The 19,871-nt window shown below is 61.5% G+C and carries 18 protein-coding genes and 1 tRNA gene; 5 read left to right on the forward strand and 14 right to left on the reverse strand.

Annotated elements, in window-relative coordinates; translation table 11 throughout:
• Positions 1-105 precede the first annotated feature (105 nt).
• The 11 genes from flgL to flgB all read right to left on the reverse strand — a co-directional run bounded on the left by flgL (position 106) and on the right by flgB (position 11,279).
• Positions 106-1,368 (reverse strand): flagellar hook-associated protein FlgL, encoded by a 1,263-nt coding sequence (flgL, locus tag DU505_RS03305; protein WP_114477581.1) that lies wholly within the window; start codon positions 1,366-1,368, stop codon positions 106-108.
• 19 nt (positions 1,369-1,387) lie between these two features.
• The gene (flgK, locus tag DU505_RS03310; RefSeq protein ID WP_114477582.1) at positions 1,388-3,304 is read right to left on the reverse strand and encodes a flagellar hook-associated protein FlgK; all 1,917 of its coding nucleotides are present in this window, start codon (positions 3,302-3,304) and stop codon (positions 1,388-1,390) included.
• Positions 3,305-3,511: 207 nt separating this feature from the next.
• Positions 3,512-4,645: a flagellar assembly peptidoglycan hydrolase FlgJ gene (gene flgJ / locus DU505_RS03315; RefSeq protein ID WP_114477583.1), complete on the reverse strand. Its 1,134-nt coding sequence runs from the start codon at positions 4,643-4,645 to the stop codon at positions 3,512-3,514.
• A complete protein-coding gene (locus tag DU505_RS03320) occupies positions 4,645-5,706 on the reverse strand; it encodes a flagellar basal body P-ring protein FlgI (RefSeq protein WP_245947773.1) in 1,062 nt (353 codons plus the stop codon). Before DU505_RS03320 ends, flgJ begins: the two co-directional genes overlap by 1 nt.
• 116 nt (positions 5,707-5,822) lie before the next feature.
• Positions 5,823-6,524, reverse strand: a complete 702-nt coding sequence (locus tag DU505_RS03325) for a flagellar basal body L-ring protein FlgH (RefSeq protein WP_114477584.1) — start codon at positions 6,522-6,524, stop codon at positions 5,823-5,825.
• A gap of 50 nt (positions 6,525-6,574) precedes the next feature.
• A complete protein-coding gene (gene flgG, locus DU505_RS03330; RefSeq protein ID WP_114477585.1) occupies positions 6,575-7,357 on the reverse strand; it encodes a flagellar basal-body rod protein FlgG in 783 nt (260 codons plus the stop codon).
• An 87-nt stretch (positions 7,358-7,444) separates the two neighbouring features.
• Positions 7,445-8,200, reverse strand: a complete 756-nt coding sequence (locus DU505_RS03335; protein WP_114477586.1) for a flagellar basal body rod protein FlgF — start codon at positions 8,198-8,200, stop codon at positions 7,445-7,447.
• A 190-nt stretch (positions 8,201-8,390) separates the two neighbouring features.
• Entirely contained in the window at positions 8,391-9,662 is a 1,272-nt protein-coding gene (flgE, locus tag DU505_RS03340) for a flagellar hook protein FlgE (RefSeq protein WP_114477587.1), read from the reverse strand.
• A gap of 66 nt (positions 9,663-9,728) precedes the next feature.
• Positions 9,729-10,421: a flagellar hook assembly protein FlgD gene (gene flgD, locus DU505_RS03345; RefSeq protein ID WP_114477588.1), complete on the reverse strand. Its 693-nt coding sequence runs from the start codon at positions 10,419-10,421 to the stop codon at positions 9,729-9,731.
• A gap of 5 nt (positions 10,422-10,426) precedes the next feature.
• The gene (flgC, locus tag DU505_RS03350; protein WP_114477589.1) at positions 10,427-10,834 is read right to left on the reverse strand and encodes a flagellar basal body rod protein FlgC; all 408 of its coding nucleotides are present in this window, start codon (positions 10,832-10,834) and stop codon (positions 10,427-10,429) included.
• 31 nt (positions 10,835-10,865) lie between these two features.
• A complete protein-coding gene (gene flgB, locus DU505_RS03355; RefSeq protein WP_114477947.1) occupies positions 10,866-11,279 on the reverse strand; it encodes a flagellar basal body rod protein FlgB in 414 nt (137 codons plus the stop codon).
• A gap of 186 nt (positions 11,280-11,465) precedes the next feature.
• Here flgB and flgA point away from each other — a divergent pair, with 186 nt between their 5' ends.
• The 3 genes from flgA (at position 11,466) to DU505_RS03370 (ending at position 13,050) form a co-directional block, all read left to right on the forward strand.
• Positions 11,466-12,164 carry a flagellar basal body P-ring formation chaperone FlgA gene (gene flgA / locus DU505_RS03360; RefSeq protein WP_114477590.1) on the forward strand — a complete coding sequence of 233 codons (699 nt, stop codon included), beginning with the start codon at positions 11,466-11,468 and terminating at the stop codon, positions 12,162-12,164.
• Positions 12,165-12,316: 152 nt separating this feature from the next.
• Complete coding sequence (gene flgM / locus DU505_RS03365; protein WP_114477591.1) at positions 12,317-12,604, forward strand: flagellar biosynthesis anti-sigma factor FlgM; 288 nt, start codon at positions 12,317-12,319, stop codon at positions 12,602-12,604.
• Entirely contained in the window at positions 12,601-13,050 is a 450-nt protein-coding gene (locus tag DU505_RS03370) for a flagella synthesis protein FlgN (protein WP_114477592.1), read from the forward strand. The genes flgM and DU505_RS03370 overlap by 4 nt, the downstream gene beginning before the upstream one ends.
• A 164-nt stretch (positions 13,051-13,214) precedes the next feature.
• Here DU505_RS03370 and DU505_RS03375 read toward each other — a convergent pair whose 3' ends face one another.
• Positions 13,215-15,197 carry a sensor domain-containing diguanylate cyclase gene (locus tag DU505_RS03375; RefSeq protein WP_245947761.1) on the reverse strand — a complete coding sequence of 661 codons (1,983 nt, stop codon included), beginning with the start codon at positions 15,195-15,197 and terminating at the stop codon, positions 13,215-13,217.
• Between the two features lie 340 nt (positions 15,198-15,537).
• On the opposite strand from DU505_RS03375, the gene DU505_RS03380 reads away from it, so the two are divergent.
• A complete protein-coding gene (locus DU505_RS03380) occupies positions 15,538-17,286 on the forward strand; it encodes a putative bifunctional diguanylate cyclase/phosphodiesterase (RefSeq protein ID WP_114477594.1) in 1,749 nt (582 codons plus the stop codon).
• A gap of 33 nt (positions 17,287-17,319) precedes the next feature.
• On the opposite strand, the gene DU505_RS03385 is transcribed toward DU505_RS03380, so the two are convergent.
• The gene (locus DU505_RS03385) at positions 17,320-18,735 is read right to left on the reverse strand and encodes an amidase (protein WP_114477595.1); all 1,416 of its coding nucleotides are present in this window, start codon (positions 18,733-18,735) and stop codon (positions 17,320-17,322) included.
• A 173-nt stretch (positions 18,736-18,908) separates the two neighbouring features.
• Positions 18,909-18,984: transfer RNA gene (locus DU505_RS03390), tRNA-Ala, on the reverse strand.
• Between the two features lie 220 nt (positions 18,985-19,204).
• On the opposite strand from DU505_RS03390, the gene uvrY reads away from it, so the two are divergent.
• Positions 19,205-19,852, forward strand: coding sequence for a UvrY/SirA/GacA family response regulator transcription factor (uvrY, locus tag DU505_RS03395; protein WP_114477596.1), 648 nt, complete (start codon positions 19,205-19,207; stop codon positions 19,850-19,852).
• Positions 19,853-19,871: the final 19 nt, after the last annotated feature.

The following is a 19,871-nucleotide window of genomic DNA, read 5'->3' on the forward strand; positions in this document are numbered from 1 at the left end:
GGCGGCGAAAAGACCGGGCAAGTGCCCGGTCTCAGGGAAAGAGGCAATCAACCTGCGGGATTAGCGCTAACGAGACTCAAGCCAGCGGGGCTAGAGTCGGTGAAACTAGAGAAAATTGAACAGCGACAGTCCCTTTACGTCGACGAAGGCCTTCTGGGCCGCCTGCAGCCCAACCTGACGCAAGCTGTATTCGGCGATGGCTTCACTGTAGTCGAGGTCCACCAGGTCGGAGAGGGTCTGCTCGTAGTTCATCATTCGATTGCCGCTGACGGCATCCACCACATCCAGTTCGTTGAGGCGGGCACCCATGGAGGCGCGTACGGTGAGGACGTTGTCGAGACTATTGTCGAGCTCGCGCATCGTCGTTCGAAGTGTGTTCCTCAGCTCAGCTTTCTCTGTGGGCGTGGCGGCCGGATTCTCAAGTACGTTGAGTGCCTTTTCCAAGGTCTTGAAAAGATCATGATTCATGTTATCGGCAGTGGCAAATCTGATGCCATCGCCATCCTCAGGGGTGCCCTGCAACTCTAGGCGTAAACCTCCTACGTTTATCGCCTGCCCAGCCGGATCATAAGGTACATCGTTCTGTGCCGGCGTAGTATCGACCCAGGTCCCATCAGCATCTTGCATTCTGACGGTATAAGTATGCGTTATACCATCACTGGAAAAATCGACACGAAACGCATTGCCATAATCCGGGCCTGAGTTATTCGTAACTTGCGGGCCGGAAAACGTAACGTTCCCTCCATTGCCAACATCTATATTTCCATCTGCATCGAGCTTGCCTGCCTCCGAGAGGTAACCGGCGCCACTCGCAACGCTATTGAATATGCGGATTCCATTATCTGCTACAGGCATCTCACGAGAGGCGTCGATGCGCTGAGCCCGTGAATTGTTATCGCCCACATAAGTGACTCCGTTTTCGTTACGAACAAAGGGAGCACTCGAATCCTGATAGCCGCCAAATAAATAACGGCCGTTACCATCGCTGGCGTTGGCCTGCCCCAGCAGCGTCTCGTAGATGCCGCGCAATTCGGAGGCTACGGATTGGCGATCAGAATCGCTGAGGGTGTCGCTAGCGGCCTGGATCAACAGCGTTTTGGCGCTAGTCACCGCATCGCTGACGCTGTTGAGGACGCTTTCCGACTGTGACAGCGTATTACGGGCGGAGACCCGCGCATCGGCGAATTGTTCGGTGATGGCCTTGGCCTGGGATACACCCACTGCCCGGGACGAGGCCTGGGGGTCGTCGGAGGGGTTGACCACTCGACGGCCGCTGGCGATCTGCTGACCGACCTTGAGGAAGTCGCCCTGCTGACGGTTCATGGACGAGACGCTCTGATCGAACATGGTGACGGTGCTGATACGCATCGCGCTGGACTCCTTGGAATCAGTTACGCAGACCGAGAATGGTATCGAAAACCGTGGAAGCGGTATCGATCACGCGGGCGTTGGCGGAATAGTACTGCTGATAGCGGATCAGATTGGCCGCTTCCTCATCCAGATTGACCCCGGACTCCGACTGCTGCACCGCCTTTAGCTGAGCGGTCAGACCCTGGCGCGCATCGAGGTTGACCTTGACGATATTCGACTGGTTGCCCACATCGCTGACCATGCCGCCGTATGCCTGGCTGAGCGACGATCGCCCCGCCACCAGCGCCTGGCTCTGCAGGTTCTGCAGCGCCAGGGCGTTGCGGTTGTCGCCGGTGCCGGACGCAGCGATGGAGAGAGAAAGGGTCGCGTTCTCACCATCGTCAGGTACACTGTCGACAACGAATTCGATGCCATCGAGGTTGATGCGATCCCCCGCGACGATGCCGACACCGGGAATGTAGGGCTCACCGTTAACGGTGAACTCGTTGGGATCCGCCGGAGCCGTGACGGATGTCACCCCCCCCGCCGTTTCCAAAGTAAAGTCATGCGCTGTTCCGTTGGCAAAAGCGCCCGGCTCGGCACGCAACCCCGAAACGGCGAGGTCACCCGATGACGCCACGAAGCTGCCCGCGGCGATTTTATCCAGATCGATGATCTGCGACTCCATATTGGCCGCGGCACGACGTAACGGCTGCACTTCGAACCGGTCACCATTGGCCGGTGTGCCACTGAATTCCAGGTTGATACCCCCGAAGCCCAGTGTAGAGGCACCAGCATCCCACTCGATCTGATCCGCGGGCAACTGCTGGCCGTTGTCCTTGCGGAAGACCTGGGGCGGATCGCCTGCGTTGCCAAAGCGCACCGTATAGTCAGTCGCTCGCAACTGGTCGATATTCACCGCGTCAAAACTAGCCCCAACAATGTCCTCCCCGCCGGTGTTGCGCGCATGGGCATATGCTTGTGGCTGGCCAATGCTGAAAAAATCTGCACCCTGATTGCCATCGAGATCCTGGCCAAGGCGGTGCTGTTCATTAAAGCCAGTCACCAGCGATACGGCCAGCTGGCCGATCTGGTTCTGGGTCTTGTCCAGGGTCTCGGAGCGGAAGGTCATCAGGCCACCCAGGGTGCCACCCTTGATGGTGTCCTCGGGCATGGCCACCAGGTTGCCGCCGGAGTCCCGATAGCCGAGCACGGTGCGCTGCGGATCATTGGGTGCATCCATGGCCTCGAGACGATAGTGATTGGTGCCAGCCACCAGCGGCTGCCCGTTGGGCAGGCTAATATTGTAGGACTTGCCGTCCTGGATGTTGAGCCGGATATCCATGCGCTCGCTGAGCTCATGCACCAGCTGGTCGCGCTGGTTGAGCAGGCTGTTGGGCGCCTCGCCGCTCCGCGCCCGGGCCAGGGCGATCTCCCGATTGAGGGTCGCCATCTGCTCACTCATGTTGTTGATCTGGGTGATTTCATCACTGATCTGGCCGTTGATCCCCTCCTGCATGTCCTGCAGGTAGCCGTCGAAGGCGCGGTACTGGGCGGTAAGCGTGTTGGCCGTACCCAGCACGCCTTGACGCGCGGCGGGATCGGACGGACTGCCAGCCAGATCCTCCAGAGAGGAGAAGAAGTTCTGCATCAGCGGCGCCAGGCCGGCGTCCCGGTCGGCCAGCAGGTTGTCGATCTGGCTGATCTGCTTCTCGTAGGTCGCAAGCGCGCTCGACGAGCTGGTCGCTGCATTGAGCTGCGAGGCCACGAACTGGCTGAACTGACGCTGAATGTCGTTGACTTGAACGCCACCCGCGGTAGCACCCTGCTGGCCAAGGATCGTCAGTTCGCGATTGTAGCCCGGCGTATAGACGTTGCTGATGTTGTTGCTGGTGGTATTCAGCGCATTCTGAGCGGCATTCAGGCCGCTGAGACCGATAGAGAACATGCTCATGGTGTTGTTTCCTTTCGCCAATGTCCGAAATATCGGCCCCTAGAACAAAAACTTTAGCGCCTTAGGGAAACGCTGAACAAATTGCCGAGCGAGATGAAGCGCAAGGCGCACGGAGCATAGGAACCGGAGCATATGGGGTATATGTGAGGATTCCGCGCACCGCGCAACGCAGCGATTCGCTCGTGCAGGCATTTGGGCAGTGTTTCCTTAGTAGCGCAGGAAGACTAACGAATCATTGCCACCCTGGGCGACCTGCGGCCCCATGGTGTTCATGATCGCAATCAGCTTGTCGGCGTAGGCCGGGTCGGTAGCATAGCCCCCGGCCTGCAGCGCCCTGGCCGCCTGCTCGGCAGTCCCCGCCCGGGTGACTTCCGCATAGCGCGGGTTGTTGCCGATCAGCTGTGCGTAGTCGGTGAAGGCTTCTTCGAAGGAGCCGTAGACACGGAAGGAATCGACGATCCGGGTTCGCTTGCCGTTGATGTACTCGTGGGTCGTCACGTCCGTGGTGGGGCCACGCCAACTGCTGCCGGCCTTGATGCCGAAGAGGTTATGGCTATTCCCGCCGTCTGCCTTGGCAATCTCGTGACGCCCCCAGCCGGTTTCCAGCGCTGCCTGGGCCAGGATTAATTCGGCCGGCACGCCGGTGCGACGACTTGCCGCCTGGGCGGGCGCTGACAGCTGGTCCATGAAGCGCTTGACGTGTTCGCCGCTCTGGCCACGGCTGCGTGATTCGGCCGAACTGGCGACAGTGGCCGCGACGTTACGCTGAGACTCTGCCCCCGCTGCTGCTGCTGTTGCAGGCAAGGCCTCCACCGCGGACATGAAGTCCCCGCGGGCGGTCACCAGTTCCTCCAGGAAGCTCGCGGGTGGTGCCTCGACCACGCTATCGACACGGCCCTCGCCTTCGTTGTCTTCTGCGGCGCTATCGCCTTCGGCGGGCTGCAGGGCATCCTTCAGGACACGCGGCGTGCCGCGGGGAATGCCGGCAATCAGCTCATTCAGTTCACGATCGGCTTGCTGCGCCTGGCGCCCAGCCCCGACTCCCTGGCTCTGCAGCTGGGCGACAAGATGATCGGCCAGGCCGATGCCCCGCCCGGCCATGGTCTGCGCCCACTGCTGGTCGAGCATCGACTGGTAGAACTCGGTCTGCTCGCTGTCCAGCAGCCCTGTGGTCGGTGTGGCATCACGCATGCTCTTGAGCATCATTTGCAGGAAGAGCGCCTCAAACTGCTGGGCAGCCCCCTTCAGGCCGGCGGCCTCATCATTGCGCGCCGTTTGCTTGAGGCGCTCGAGTCCCTGCACATCGAGGGCGAACTGGCTGCTGAAGTCCTGGATGCTCATCAGATGATCTCCAGTTCGGCACGCAGCGAGCCAGAGGCCTTGAGGGCTTCCAGGATGGACATCAGGTCACTCGGCGTGGCACCCAGTGCATTCAGCGCATTGACGACGTCCACCAGATCGGCGCCCTCGACCACGCGCAGATAGGCATCCTGCTCCTGGACCTCGATCTCGGTATCGGGCACAACCACGGTGTCGCCATCACCGAATGGCGGCGGCTGACTGACCAGGAAGCGGGTATCGATGACGATGGACAGATTGCCATGAGCCACGGCCGCACGGCGCAGGGTCACCGCGCTGTTCATCACCACCGATCCGGTACGGGCATTGAAGACCACCTTGGCCGGTGCATCCATGGGCGTGACCCGAATGTTCTCCACCTGGGCCATGAAGTTGACCCGAGAGTTGTCGTTCATGGGCCCATCAAGGGCGATCACCCGGGAATTGCGGGCAGCGGCCACCGGCCGGCCGAACTCACTGTTGATGGCGTTGACCACACGCTGAGCAGTGCCGAAGTCGGCCTCCTTGAGCTCGAGTTCGAGCAGCCCCGCCTCGGCCCCCAGGTTGAGAGGCACTTCCCGCTCCACCATGGCGCCCCCGGCGATGCGTCCACCGGCCAGCTGATTGACCTGAACAGAGGCACCACCGGCGGCAGCGCCCATGCCGCCCACTAGCAGGTTGCCCTGGGCGATGGCGTAGGTGTCGCCATCGGCGCCCTTGAGTGGCGTCATCAGCAGGGTACCGCCACGCAGGCTGCGGGCGTTGCCGATGGAAGAGACATTAATGTCCAACCGCTGGCCGGGGCGCGAGAATGGTGGCAGGTCGGCGGTGATCATGACAGCCGCCACGTTACGCAGCTGCATATTGGTACCCGGGGGCACGGTAATACCGAGCTGCGACAGCATGTTGGATAGGCTCTGTCCGGTGAAGGGGGCCTGCATGGTCTGGTCGCCGGTGCCGTCGAGCCCGACCACCAGGCCATAGCCCACCAGCACGTTGTCACGCACGCCAGCGAAGTTGGCGAGCTCGCGAATCCGCTCGGCCTGTACCGGCAGTGCCAGCATGCTTGCCAACAGCAGTAGCGCTAGTTTCACCACAAAGCGGTGAGCATGCCGATAGGTGAACGTCATGGTTAGCGTCTTGAACAGCGTCATGCCTGCGCCTCGGTGTTCGGTCATCGTTAGAATGGCGATATATTGAGGAAGAACCGCTGCAGCCAGCCCATATGCTGCGCTTCATTGATGTAGCCGCTGCCCACGTACTCGATCCGTGCGTCGGCCACCGCCGTGGAGGGCACGGTATTCTGGCCGGTGATGGTGCGCGGATTCACGACGCCGGAGAAACGGATGAACTCCACGCCCTGATTGATGGCGATCTGCTTCTCGCCACGCACTCGCAGGTTGCCGTTATGCATCACCTCGAGTACCGACACGGTGATGGTGCCGGTCATACTGTTGCTGGCCTGGGAACCACCGCCGCCGGCAAAGTCGCTATTGCCGGAGAGATTGCCGGACAGGTCGATGCCTTGCTCAGCCAGCCGCTCCAGCACATCAGGCAGCGCTGAAATATCGAGCCCTGCTGAACCGCTGCGATTCGCGTTGGACTGTGAGTTCTTGTTGGCACTCACCTGCTCGTCCAGCACGATGGTAAGGATGTCGCCGATCATGCGCGGCCGCCGATCCTCGAACAGCGGTTGGGAACCGCGATGCGCCTGGTAGATGGAGCCGTTGGCCAGGCGAGGGGGCGGCTCCATAATGGCGATCTGCTCCTGCTCCCCCACCACGGAGGCACGAGGAACCTGTGCGCAACCGCTCAGGGCTAGCGCAGCCAGGGCGAGGAGGACCAGAACCAGCCTCGATATCGAAAAACCCGCGCCTTTCATGCTTGCTCGCTTCCCATGGCAGGGAGTGGAAATCGTCATGCCGTCGTCTGTCAGAGCTGGCTCAAGCGGGAGAGCATCTCGTCGCTTGTCTGCACGGCGCGGCTATTGATCTCGTAGGCACGCTGGGTCTGGATCATGTTGACCATCTCCTCCACCACGTTGACATTGGAGGTTTCAACATAGCCCTGGAACAGGCGGCCGGCCCCGTTCATGCCCGGCATGGTCTCGTTGCGGGGCCCGGAAGACGTGGTTTCCCGGTAGAGGTTACCGCCGATGCTCTCGAGCCCGGTCGCGTTGACGAAGGTCGAGACGGTGATCTGGCCAACTTCCATCGCCTGGTTGTCGCCCGGCTGGGTCACCGAGACAATGCCGTCCTCGCCGATGGAGACCGACAGGGTGGTCGGCGGCAGGATGATGGCCGGCTCCAGCGGGTAGCCATTGGCATTGACCATCTGGCCGTTTTCATTGAGCTGGAAGCTGCCGTCACGGGTGTAGGCGGTGGTGCCATCCGGCATCAGCACCTGGAAGAAGCCATTGCCGTTGATCGCCAGGTCGCGGGAGTTCTCGGTTTGTTCGAGCCCGCCCTGCGTGTGCAGGCGCTCGGTGGCAACCGGACGAACGCCAGAGCCTACCTGCATGCCGGAGGGCAGGCGGTTCTGCACGTCGTTCTGGGCACCGGGCTGACGCAGGTTCTGGTAAAGCAGATCCTCGAACACCGCCCGCGAGCGCTTGAATCCGTTGGTGCTGACGTTGGCCAGGTTGTTGGAGATGACATCCAGCTTGACCTGCTGCGATTCCAGGCCGGTCTTGGCCGTCCAAAGTGACTTGATCATATTCGTTTCCTCGGGCACTACTCGAAAAGTGCCTAGCTGTCAGACCATGAGCCCTGAATAGAGCCTTCAGCCCCGGATAGAGAGCCTTCAGCCCTGTAGAGAAAGCAGGTTATTGGCCCGCTGGGCATTTTCATCAGCGGTGCTGATCACTTTCATCTGCATTTCATAGCGCCGTGCCACGTCGATCATCGAGACCATCGCCTCGATGGCGCTGACGTTGCTGCCCTCCAACGCACCGCTGGCAACCCTGGCATTCTCGTCGGCAGGCAGCGCTGCCACTTCACCGTCTGCATCGGGAGCCGGACGAAAGAGACCGTCAGCGCCACGCAGCAGCGTCTGTTCTGGGGTGACCAACTTGATGCGCCCCATATCCACCAGCGCTTCGGGGTTCTCTCCTTCACCGATGCCGCTGAGGGTGCCGTCGGCACCCACCGAGACGCTGGCACCCAGCGGCACGACGATGGGCCCGCCGTCGCCGATCACCGGCCGCCCCACCAGGGTAACCAGGCCGTCACCGTCGACTTCGAGATCGCCCCGGCGGGTATAGGCTTCGGTGCCGTCGTCAGCCTGCACGGCGATCCAGGCGTCGCCTTCCAACGCCACGTCCATGGGCCGTCCGGTGTGGTTGATGGGGCCCGGCGAGAAATCGCTGCCTGGGGTCGTGGCCGCTACCGACACCCGGGTCGGCAGCGCGCCTTCGCCCTGCACCGGCACGGCGCGCATGGCATGCAGCTGGGCGCGAAACCCGGCAGTCGACACGTTCGACAGGTTGTGGCTGACCACCGCCTGCTGGTCCATGCTCTGCTTGGCCCCGCTCATGGCGGTGTAGAGAATGCGATCCATGACTCAACTCCCTTAGGCTCTATTCAAAAGTGCCTGCGCTCGGCCATACGGCGTTAAAAATCGGCTCAAAGTACTCATTTACAGCTCGTAAACTCGAACGCGAGCCCGGTCCGTCCTTTCGCCGATTTTTGCCTTGTCTGGCCATCGCTCGCCGACTTTTCAGACAGAGCCTAGCGCTTGGTATTGGCGCTTAGCGCAGGTTGATGGCGGTCTGCAGGAGCTCGTCTTGGGTCTTGATCGTCTGGGAGTTGGCCTGATAGGCCCGCTGCGCCACGATCATGTCCACCAGCTCACGGGCCATGTCCACGTTTGATGTCTCAACAGCGCCGGAGACCACGCTGCCGAGCAGGCCGGTGCCCGGCGCGCCGATCAACTCCTGGCCTGACGTGGCACTGGCCGACCAGACGTTGTCACCGGCAGGCGTCAGCCCCTCGGGGTTGCGGAAACTGACCAGGGCGACCTGGCCGGCCGGGCGGGACTGCTCATTAGAGTAGTTGCGCATGATGGTGCCATCATCGTTGATGGTGATGCCCACCAGGGTGCCCGAGGTATAGCCGTTCTGGTTCAGGCTGCTGACCGTGGAGGTATTGCCGAACTGGGTGGTTCCGGCAAGATTAAGGTCGAAGGTGAGATTCTCAGGCTCGCCCCCGAGATAATCGGCTGCATCGAACGTTATACCCGCGATTGCACCGTTGGCATCGACGTCGCCGCCACCATTGACTAGCTTGCCATTACTGTCGAACCGAACGGAATACTCGGTCACGTTAGCGGGTGCCCCGCCATCGTCCAGCGTAGTGCCGTCGAGCGTCATCTTGGCAGTCCACTCGTTGGCCGCGGTCTTTTCATAGTAAACAGTGATGTTGCGGGGATTACCGAGCGAATCGAACACAGTGAAATTATTGGAATAATGGTAGTCGATCATAGCCGGGTTGCCCGTCGAGTCGGTTGCTTCCACCGTACTCAGACCCTCACCCATTGCCTTGCGGGCATCCAGATTGATCGTGGTACCGACCCGGGTAGTGGCGCTCGCATCCAGCTCTTCCGCGGAAACGTTCAATGGCACCGGCTGGCCACCTACCTGCACCTGGCCAGCGGCGTTGAGCCCGAAGCCCATGATCTGCGCACCCTGGGAATTGATGAGGTTGCCCTCGGATGTCATGGAAAGCTGGCCATTGCGCGAGTAGACCACTTCGCCACTGGGATCCTGGAATCGGAAGAAGCCATCGCCGGCGATCGCCAGATCCAGATTACGGTTGGTGGACTCGACGTTGCCTTCATTGAAGTTCTGCAACACGGACGCCACCCGGGTGCCCAGGCCAACCTTCGAGCCGGCGAACACATCCGAGAACTGCACGTTGGAGCTCTTGAAGCCCACGGTCTGGGAGTTGGCAATGTTGTTACCGATGGTTCCCAGCTTCTGCGCCTGGGAATTCAAACCACTCAGTGCTTGGGAAAAGCTCATGTTTTGTTCCTCTGCCTACCGAAGATGCCGCTGTCGCGGTTCTATTATGGAAATCAATGTTGCCAATCAAAGAATCTGCTTGACGTCACCCAGGCCCACCTGGCCATAGATGGCACCGAGGTCGAGCTTCACACCGCCATTGCCATCCGGCGGCGTGACCCCACCCACTACGGCGTAGTTGAGCGTGGAGGCATCCAGTGTCTTGTCGTCACTGGTCGCTTCGACACGAACCCGATAGGCACCCGGCGCCGCCGTTTCGCCCTCGGTGGTCCTGCCATCCCAGGTGAAGGACTCGACCCCGGCCTTGACCGAGCCGATGTCATAGCGATTGACCACCTGGCCACTGGCATTGGTGATCGTCACTCGTACGTTCTCGGCGGACTGGCCGAGCTCAATCCCGAAGGGCGTGGTGTGGGCGTTGCCGTCGTCATCGGTCTCCATCAGCACGCGATCACCCGGCACCAGGACGCCCTGGCCGATCAGCCCAGCCGCCTGCAGCGTCTGGCCGGCGTTCATCTGGCTGGTGATGCCTTTCAGGGTCTTGTTGAGATCCTCGATACCGCTGACGGTGTTGATCTGCGCCAGCTGGGAGGTCATCTCATGGTTGTCCATGGGCTCGAGCGGGTCCTGGTGCTGCATCTGGGCAATCAGGAGGGTCATGAAGTTGTTGCGCAGCTCGGCGGACTGGCTGGCGTCACGACTGGACGGGCCACCCTGGTTCATGCGTGTGACGACACTGGAATCAATGGTCGTGGACATGGCGGTTATCCTTCACCCAGGGTGAGTGTCTTGAGCATCATCTGCTTGCTCGTGTTCATGACTTCGACGTTGGCCTGGTAGGAGCGGGAGGCCGAGATCATGTTGACCATCTCGTGCACCGGCTCGACGTTGGGCATGGTCACATAGCCCTCTTCGTTGGCCAGGGGGTGCTCGGGGCGGTACTCCATGCGCATAGGCGAGGTGTCCTCCACCACGCTGCGCACGCCCACACCACCGACGCCATGGGTGCCCTGATGACGCGACTCGAACAGCACCTGCTTGGCGCGATAGGCCTCGCCATCCGGCCCCGCCACGCTGTCCGCATTGGCCAGGTTGCTGGCCGTGACGTTCATGCGCTGCGACTGGGCGCTCATGGCCGAGCCGGCGATATCGAAAACGGAAAACATCGACATGGAACGATCTCTCTCTGGTTGTTCCGGGTGCTTACTCCGGCTGCATGGCGTTCTTCAGCCCCTGGATACGGCTGTTGAGGATGGTCAACGCCGCCTGGTAGCGCACCGAATTGTCGGCGAACTGGGTACGCTCGCGGTCCATGTCCACCGTATTGCCGTCCAGGCTCGGCTGATCCGGCACCCGATACAGCAGCCCTTGGCTCGGCGGCGCGAAGCCCTGACCGGCAAGATGCCCCGCAGACGTCCTGGCCAGTGACAAACCGCCACCGGATGAGCGACCATGCTCGACCGCCTTCTTGAGCTCGCCGGCAAAATCCATGTCGCGCGCCTTGTAATTCGGCGTATCGGCATTGGCGATATTGCTGGCCAGCACCTTGTGGCGCTCCTGGCGCAAGCCCAGCGCCTGCTGATGGTAGTTAAAGGCGGCCTCGAGCTGATCGATCATGCCGGCGCTCCCCGTTGTCGAAACCCATATGAACAGTGTGCGGAACTTGTTGAGACTGAAGAATAGCCAGGGTGGTGTCACATCAATGGCAAGAACAGGCCGGTTTTCCGCATTCATTTCCACTGTTTCATGAGATCGCCGAGCGCTAGAATTCACTGGCACCATCACCAACCTCGGCCGAATGCCATGCAGCGTCACCCCTTCAAGCTTCCGCTCACCCTCTGGCCGCTTCTCGCCAGCCTGGTACTGCTACCCGGCATCGCCAAGGCCGACGACGACGCCCTGCTTCAGGCCGTGCATGGTTTTCTGTACAGCGAGGCCCAGTCCCTGGGCGAGGAGATCGTCATTGAGTTGCACCCCCCTTCGGCCCGGTTGCCGGAGTGCGTATCGCCCCAGCCTTTCATGACCCGGGAAGGCGAGCTGCCTCTCGGACGGGTGTCGGTTGGGGTACGCTGCGGCAGCGATGGGCGCCAGGTGCGCTATATGCAGGCTGAAATCGGCGTTCTTGGGGAGTATCCGGTGCTGGCAGCCACGCTCAATGCTGGCGATACGGTGCGCCAGGAGCACCTGGTGCAAAGGCAGGGCAATCTGGCCGAGCTACCCAACAACGCGCTACTCGATTCTGAGCAGATCATTGGTCAGGTCGCGACTCGTACGCTACGCGCCGGCCAGCCGCTGCAGGCCCACCAGTTCCGCTCCCTGCCGCTGGTAGAGCGCAACCAGCGTGTCGTGGTCGAGGCGAGAGGCGCGGGGTTTCGGGTCTCCCGGGAAGGGCAGGCACTGGAGCCCGGCGGGATGGGCGACCGCGTCCGCATTCGATTCGATTCCCGCGAGGTGGTCACCGGCCAAGTGGCGGGCGAAGGAATCGTGATCGTCGACTTCTGAGGGCACGTTCGACACGTCATGTCGAGCGACCTACCGTCAAGCACATGCTAGACTCTAGCGGATGCGTCGCGTGCGCATTCGCTATATCATGCCTAAAGTTTTCCCCGGGGCAGCCGATAGCGTGTAAAAGCACCGGTCAAGAGGCCACTATAGTGAAGATCAACAGCCAGAACCCCCTGCCGCGCCCGACACCGACGACGCCCCGCGAGGAGTCTCAGCCTGTCAAGGGGCCCAGCCAGTCGAGCCAGCAGGATGCCGGCCCTGGGGCCACGACGCACCTGCGCCAGAACGCAGCAGACACCTCCCGTGACATCGATATCGCCAGGGTCGACGAGATCCGTGAAGCCATTCGCGAGGGTCGCTTGGAAATTCACGCCGACCGCATCGCCGATGGACTGATTGAATCACTCCAACCGACCATGGGTAAAGGCAAGGAATGAGTCTGGCGAAGCTTCTCCAGGAGCAACAGTTGCGCCTTGACGGCGTCATCGAGCTGCTTGAGCAAGAGCGCGAGCTGCTAGCCGCTGCCGATATCGACGGGCGGCAGCTGGCCGCGATTGCCGAGCACAAACAGCGACGACTGCAGCAGCTGGAGGCCACCGAGACCCTGCGCCATAGCGTCCAGCACCGCCTGGGCTACGCCGAGGGTGCCGCCGGTGCGCGCCAGGCGGCTGACGACGCCGGCTGTCTCCATGAGTGGGAGAACACCCTGGAGCGGACCCGAAAGGCCCATCGGCTCAATACCATGAACGGCCAACTTGTCAGCCTGCGCATGGGCCAGAATAAGCGCCTGCTCGAGTTCATTCATGAGGCCGCCGAAAAGACGACCTATGGCGCCAGCGGTCGGGTGAGAGCGCAGCCGGGACGCTTCAATACGTCGGTCTAGACGTTTACCTGCCAGTCTCCGCCAGAAACCTCGCTACTACTATCATTACTGCCACTGCTACCACTATTTACTACAAAGACGACGCCCACTAAAAAACAGCCTCTCCAGCAGAGCTGAGGCTACGATAATGCCGCCATGGAAAGCCCCTACCCCGGCGAGCCGGCCTACCACGGCGAATCGATGAGACTCTCATCGTAGGGAGCGGCCATGACTACGGTATTGCGACCTTTGGCCTTCGCTTCGTAGCTGGCGGCATCGGCACGCTCCAGCACGGTTTCGACGGCATCATCGCCTTCCTGGAACGCGGTCACCCCCATGCTCAGGGTGATGCTGTAGACCTTGTTCTCATTGACCACGGTGACCTCGGAAACCGCCTGACGCAGCGATTCCGCAATTTCCCCGGCCTGCTTGAGGGTACAACTCGGCAGCAGAACGGCAAATTCGTCTCCGCCCTGCCGGGCCACATGATCGCTACGCCGCACCTCCCACGCCACTACCTGGGCGATGCGCCTGAGCATCTCGTCACCCAGGGCGTGCCCACCCTCATCGTTGATCGGCTTGAAATGGTCGAGGTCGAACAGAATCAGTACCGACGGCGTGCCGGTCTTGGAGTATTCCGCCAGCGCCTCTTCGAGGCGTCGCTGGAAGCCGCGACGATTGAGCAGCCCGGTCAACGGATCGTGCTCCGCCTCCCAGCGCTGCAGCGCCTCCTGCTGGCGGCGCTCAGTGATGTCCTTCACCATACCGACGAAACCGAGCGGCTCATCACTCTCCCTCACCTGGCTGGCATGCACCTCCACCCACAAGGTGATCCCGCCCGGGTGGTTGAATCGCAGCTGCCGCATGAAGTCGTTTCCGGTCCTCAGCGAGTGACGCCACATGTCCTCGGTGCCCTGCCGATCATCCGGATGGATCCGCTCCCACCATTCGCTTGGGCCACACGACGCATCAAGGCCAAGCAGTTCCAACAGCGCCGGGTTCATGTAGTTGACGTGACCCTTGAGATCGGCAACAAACATGCCTACCGGCGTGGAGCCCAGCACGGCATCGAGAAACGCCTGACGATCCTGCAAGTGCTCCAGCGCCAAGAGCCGTTCATGCTCCAGGCGATTGAAACTGCAGGCTACCTGGCTCAACTCATTCATATTGGTCGAGAGCGCCAGGTAGCGCCGCTCCCCCGCACCCACCTGAGCAATCTGACGCTCCAGCCGATGCAGCGGCTCCAGCAGGCGCCTGACAAGCCAACGCATGCTGAACATCAGCAGCACTGCCAACGCCAGCCAGGCCCACCACAGCGTGACGAGATAATCGCCCAGTGGCGCACGAACCTGCTGTCGGGGCAGCGCCACCTTGACGACCCAGTTCGCCGGCCGGATCTGACGATACGACATCAGCATCGACTCACCATCAACCCCACGGGCCACGGTTTCTCCCTCCCAGCCTCCCAGGGCCCGATCGAGCGCAGGCAGTCCATTGTAAGCTTCACCATTCGCCACAGAGGGCGGACGCCGGGGATGAAAGAGCAGCTCTCCCGATGCCGACAGCACCGAGATACGCCCCTCCTCGCCCAGCCAACTTCGTTCCAGCCATTGGAACAGGCCACCCTGGGACAGGTTGACCATCCCTCCGACAACCCCGGCGAACGCCCCCTGCTCGTCAAACCGTGGCACCAGCATCAGCACCAGGTCATCGCCACTGGCCCGGCCAACGAAAGGCTCACTGACGTAAGGCCGGCGCAAGCGGCGCAACATGCGAAAATACTCCGTTTCAGCCGTCTCGAGGCCGGCCCTGCCTTCCACCACCGGCCAGTCGGCAAGCACCACGCCATCGGGGCCGGTTACCATGATACCCTCGAACCACTCCATCAGGACCTGGCTATTCTCGAGGAAGGTTCCCAGCCGCTCCGGACTCACCCCCTGAAGGACAACTTCCAGCCGTGCAAGGGCATTGAGGCGCCGATTCACCTTTTCGGTCAGGCCATCGGCAATCAAGTGTGACTCGTCGCGCAGGTGCTCCAGGTTGACCTCATCCACCAACGCCTTTCCATATTGCCATGCCAGCAGCAGCAGAATACCCACGATGACCAACCACGTCGCGGCAAGACCGGCGAGGAGTCGCCCCTGCAGGGAGCAGAGGACTCGAGTCAATGCTTCTATCCGAACCGAGGTGCGCAACGCATTCCCCTTTGGTGAAAACAGGGGGCAAAGCGATCCATCCACCGTGAACGACGCTAAGCCTGAAACCCCACCCTTGGCGACCCTGCCTCAGGGAACGTTACCTATCCCCCTTTAATCGGCATCAGAATTCCGAACTTGAGGCTTGCCCAGGCGTCAATATGTCTTTATTGACCCGTATTTTGAGACAGTTCCGAATTTTACCTTGCACAGAGCTAAAGTCCGGCCTGATTGTGTCGATAATCACTAGTGTCAACGTCAAAACCCATCTCGACGTTTCAACCCAAGTTGCAGGGGCTACACAAGCGAATCGATGAGTCATCACGGCAAACGCCCACCAGGCGACAGGGTCAAATCCCTGGACCAGCACCCCGCACGGCTCACCCTGAGCGCATTCGAGCAGGGGCAAACCGGCATGGTCATAACCGATGCCGCCGGACTCGTCGTCCTGGCCAATGAATCATTTTGCCAAATTGCCGGCTGCGAGCGCAGCGAGGTCGCAGGCTGGCCAGTCGAACACTTTTTTGTTTCGCTGCGGACGCCCGCAACGAATCCGGCCGGCCCGGACACGAGCATCGACGACGCCACTTCCTGGCAGCAGGAGGTGCTGTGTCGACGCAACGACGGTGAGTCAATGCCGGTACTGATGACCGTAGACGCCCTGCTCGATGACCAGCAGCGACCTCACCACTACCTGCGCACCTTCATCAGCCTCGCCTCCCCCAAGGGCAAGCAGTTCGGCGACAGGCACTGGGTCCACGTCGACCCAATGACTGGCCTTCCCAACTGGCTACTGCTGCGCGACCGCCTCAATCACGCCTTGGCCCAAGCGGATCGTGCCGATAACGGTCTCGCCGTACTGTTCATCGACATCGACCGTTTCAAGGCGGTCAACGATGCCGCCGGCCATCTGGAGGGCGATCGATTGCTGGGCGAGCTGGCCCAGCGCCTGCAGAAGGCCCTGCGCAGCCGAGATACCCTGGCCAGGCTGGGTGGCGACCAGTTTATCGTCCTGCTGGAAAAGGATGGCACAGCGGAAGCCGCACAAGCCGTGACAGAGCGCCTTCAGGAGGCGCTGGAACCGCCGTTTCTCTCCGAGAACCGCTACCTGTTGCTGACGGCCTCCATCGGCATTGCGCTCTACCCGGCCGACGCACAGGATGAGGAAACACTGATCACTGCGGCACGCAGCGCCATGTATACGGCTCGCAGGAAAGGCCCCGGACGCCAGGCCTTTGTCGATCACCGCCTGACGGCAAAGCTGAAGGAAAAACATCGGCTCGAGAACCGGCTAAGCGAAGCCATTCATCTCCCCGAGCGCCATTTCCAGCTCCACTATCAGCCTGAAATCGATATCGACACCGGCCACTGCACCGGCCTGGAGGCCGTATTGCGCTGGAAACAGCCCAAGCAGTGGCAGGAGCCGCCGGCTGCCTTGCTCGACACCATCGACCGACTGGGCCTTGGCATTCGTCTCGATCGCTGGGCCATCCAGACCGTCATTGCCCACCATTTGAGCTGGTTGGAGAGCGGTTCACTGCTGGGTAAACTGCCGGTCTCGATCCGCCTTTGCGAGTCTCACCTGGTCAATGACACCCTCGACCGCCGACCTCTCGACCATTTCCTGCGCCTTCAGAGCCTCGACAACCTGGCGTGGCTAACCCTGCAGGTGCCTGGCCAGGGGTTGTCCAGCGACCTGGACGCCGCCTCCCATATGCTCAAGCGGCTCGAGCGACTTGGTGTTCGGCTCGCCATCGATGATCTGGGGGCCAGCCCGATCGACCTCACCTGGCTGTCACGCCTGCCCTTCGACAAGGCCAGAATCAGCGTCAGCCTGGCCATGACGCCCCTCCTGGAGGAGCGCAACCTGGCGGATGCGCTATGCCAGCTGCTGCAGGCACTCCATATCGAGCCGGTCATCACGGATATCGACGATCCGTCGCAGGTATCCGCCGTGAGTGGCCTCTCCCTCAGGCGCGTCCAGGGCGACCATTACTGCCCGGCTCTGCCGGCAGAGAAGCTGGATCGGTGGCTTGCGGAGCGCCATGCAGCCCGCGGCTAGCCACCCTTCGACGCCCTATTCACTGCGATACACCTATCCACTCTGGTACGGGTTAGGCACGGCGGGATAGCGAGCCGGATAGGCCTCCATGAAGGCATGGGCGACCCGCAGTATGCGGGCGTCGTCATGCTTGCCACCCGCCAGTTGGAAACCAACGGGCAGGCCCGCATCGGTGAAGCCACAGGGCACCGATGCTGCGGGCTGCTGGCTGAGGTTGAACGGATAAGAAAACGGTGCCCACTCCTCCCAGTCCCGCATATCGCTGTCGGGCGGCACATTGTGAAGGATCTCGAACGGTGAGATGGCGACCGAGGGGGTCATCACCAGATGGTACTGCTGGTTGAAATGTTCCAGTTGCTGGGTCAGGCGGGCTCGGCCACGCAGCGCTCGGAACAGGTCCAGTGCACTCCACTGCTCTGCCCGCCTGGCATCGGACACCATACCCGGGTCGAGCAGCTCACGATTGCGCTCATCCATTTCGCAGTAGACCGCCAGCGACGCCGTGAACCAGAGCTTATTGAAGATTTCCAACGGTGATTCGAAGCCGGGGTCGACCTCCTCCACCACGGCACCCAGCGCCTCCAGCTTGTGGGCAGCCGCACGCACCCTCTCCGCCACCTGGCTATCCACCCTGGCATAGCCCAGGTCCGGCGAATAGGCGATTCGCAGCCCCTGAAGCCCCTGACCCATCTCTTCGCCCCAGTCATCGGGCTGACCTCGCGTGGCATAAGGGTCGCGATAATCGTAGCGCCCGATGACGTTGAGCATGCTCACCGCATCGGTGACATTTCGTGTCAAGGGGCCGATGTGCGACAAGGTTGGCTCCTTCGAAGGCGGCCACTGAGGCGTCCACCCAAAGGTCGGCTTGAAGCCGAACACACCGGTGAAGGCAGCGGGAATACGGATCGACCCTCCTGAATCCCCGCCCTGATGCAGCACTCCCATATTGAGCGCGGCAGCGGCAGCGGCCCCCCCAGAAGAACCACCGGGCGTCAGCCGTGTATCCCAGGGATTGGCCGTCGCGCCATGCACCCTGTTGTCAGTGACCGCCTTCCAGCCGAACTCCGGCGTATTGGTCTTGCCGAGGATCACGGCCCCGGCCTCCCTCAGCAGGCGAGCTGGAGGCGAATCACTCTCGCAGGGGGCAGCGGACGCGGTCAACGAGCCATTCCTGGCCGGCATGCCGGCGACCTCAGTCAGGTCCTTCAATGAAACCGGCACGCCATCGATCGGGCTGAGCGCCCGCCCCTGCCCCCAGCGCCGTGCCGATGCATGGGCGGCGGCTTCGGCGCCCTCCTGGTCGACGTAGACGTAGGCATTGACCTCGCCGTCGAAGCGGTCGATTCGGTCGAGAGCGGCTCGCGTGGCCTCCAGCGGGGAAGCCTCATGGGATTCGAACAATTTTCGCAGCTGGCTGGCATCCATGGTTCCCAGATCGGTATCGCTCACACGGACCTCCAATTTTTCCAGTGAGTCCGTATAGAGTGTGGGAAATGTCTGCCATCTGACAAGTTAGCGGCGTCGACGCCTGGCAACCGGCGCGGGGATAGCCGTCGACGAACCACAGGTATACGAAAATGCCGCCTGGCGCTTTACGCCAGGCGGCATTTCATGAAATTCGATGGTGGAGCCTAGCGGGATCGAACCGCTGACCTCAACACTGCCAGTGTTGCGCTCTCCCAGCTGAGCTAAGGCCCCACATTGTTGCTCTTTCGAGAACGAGGCGAATAATACCGACCCCCACCTGGCCCGTCAATATCACCAACAAGGTTTCACCCCCCGTTGACGATATCGTTTAGTACCGGCACTTAGCCAATTTCCCTTGGACGACGAGTATGGCAAGCTTGGTGGCTGCTAGACCATCCGCTCTCTTCACGGACACCCCCGTGATCAACAGCAACGACGAGGAACGTCAGCCTTGATCAAGGTTCTCATTGTCGACGACCATCACCTGGTTCGCACCAGTCTCGCTCGCCTGCTGGAGGAGGAGGAAGACATCGACGTGGTAGGGGAGGCAGCCAGTGGAGAGGAAGCCATTACCCTGAGCCGCAAGCTCGATCCCGATGTGGTGCTGATGGACCTGCGCATGCCGGGTATCGGCGGCCTGGAAGCCACGCGCAAGATCATGCGCAACAGCGCCGACATCCGCGTACTGGCCCTGACCGGCTTCATGGAAGACAATTTCGCCCAGCGCCTGTTGGAAGCGGGAGCCGGAGGCTTCATCAGCAAGGACACACAGGTGCCCGATATGGTCGATGCGATCCGCAGCGTATTCGCCGGCCATCGCTATATCAGCCCCGACATCGCTCAGCGCCTGGTACTGTCGCGCTTCGACTCGGAAGAAAACCCCTTCGACCAGCTCTCCCAGCGCGAGCTGCAGGTGGCAATGATGATCGTCAATTGCCAGCGTGTCGCCGAGATATCCGACCGTCTCTTCCTCAGCCCGAAGACCGTGAACACCTACCGCTACCGGATCTTCGAGAAACTGGGTGTGCAGACCGACGTCGAGCTCACCCACCTGGGCCTGAAGCATGGCCTGGTCGATGGATTCGACACCACCACCTGATGGGAACGATCTGGTAAGC

The sequence above is a fragment of the Billgrantia montanilacus genome, assembly GCF_003336675.1.
Lineage (GTDB): Bacteria > Pseudomonadota > Gammaproteobacteria > Pseudomonadales > Halomonadaceae > Halomonas > Halomonas montanilacus.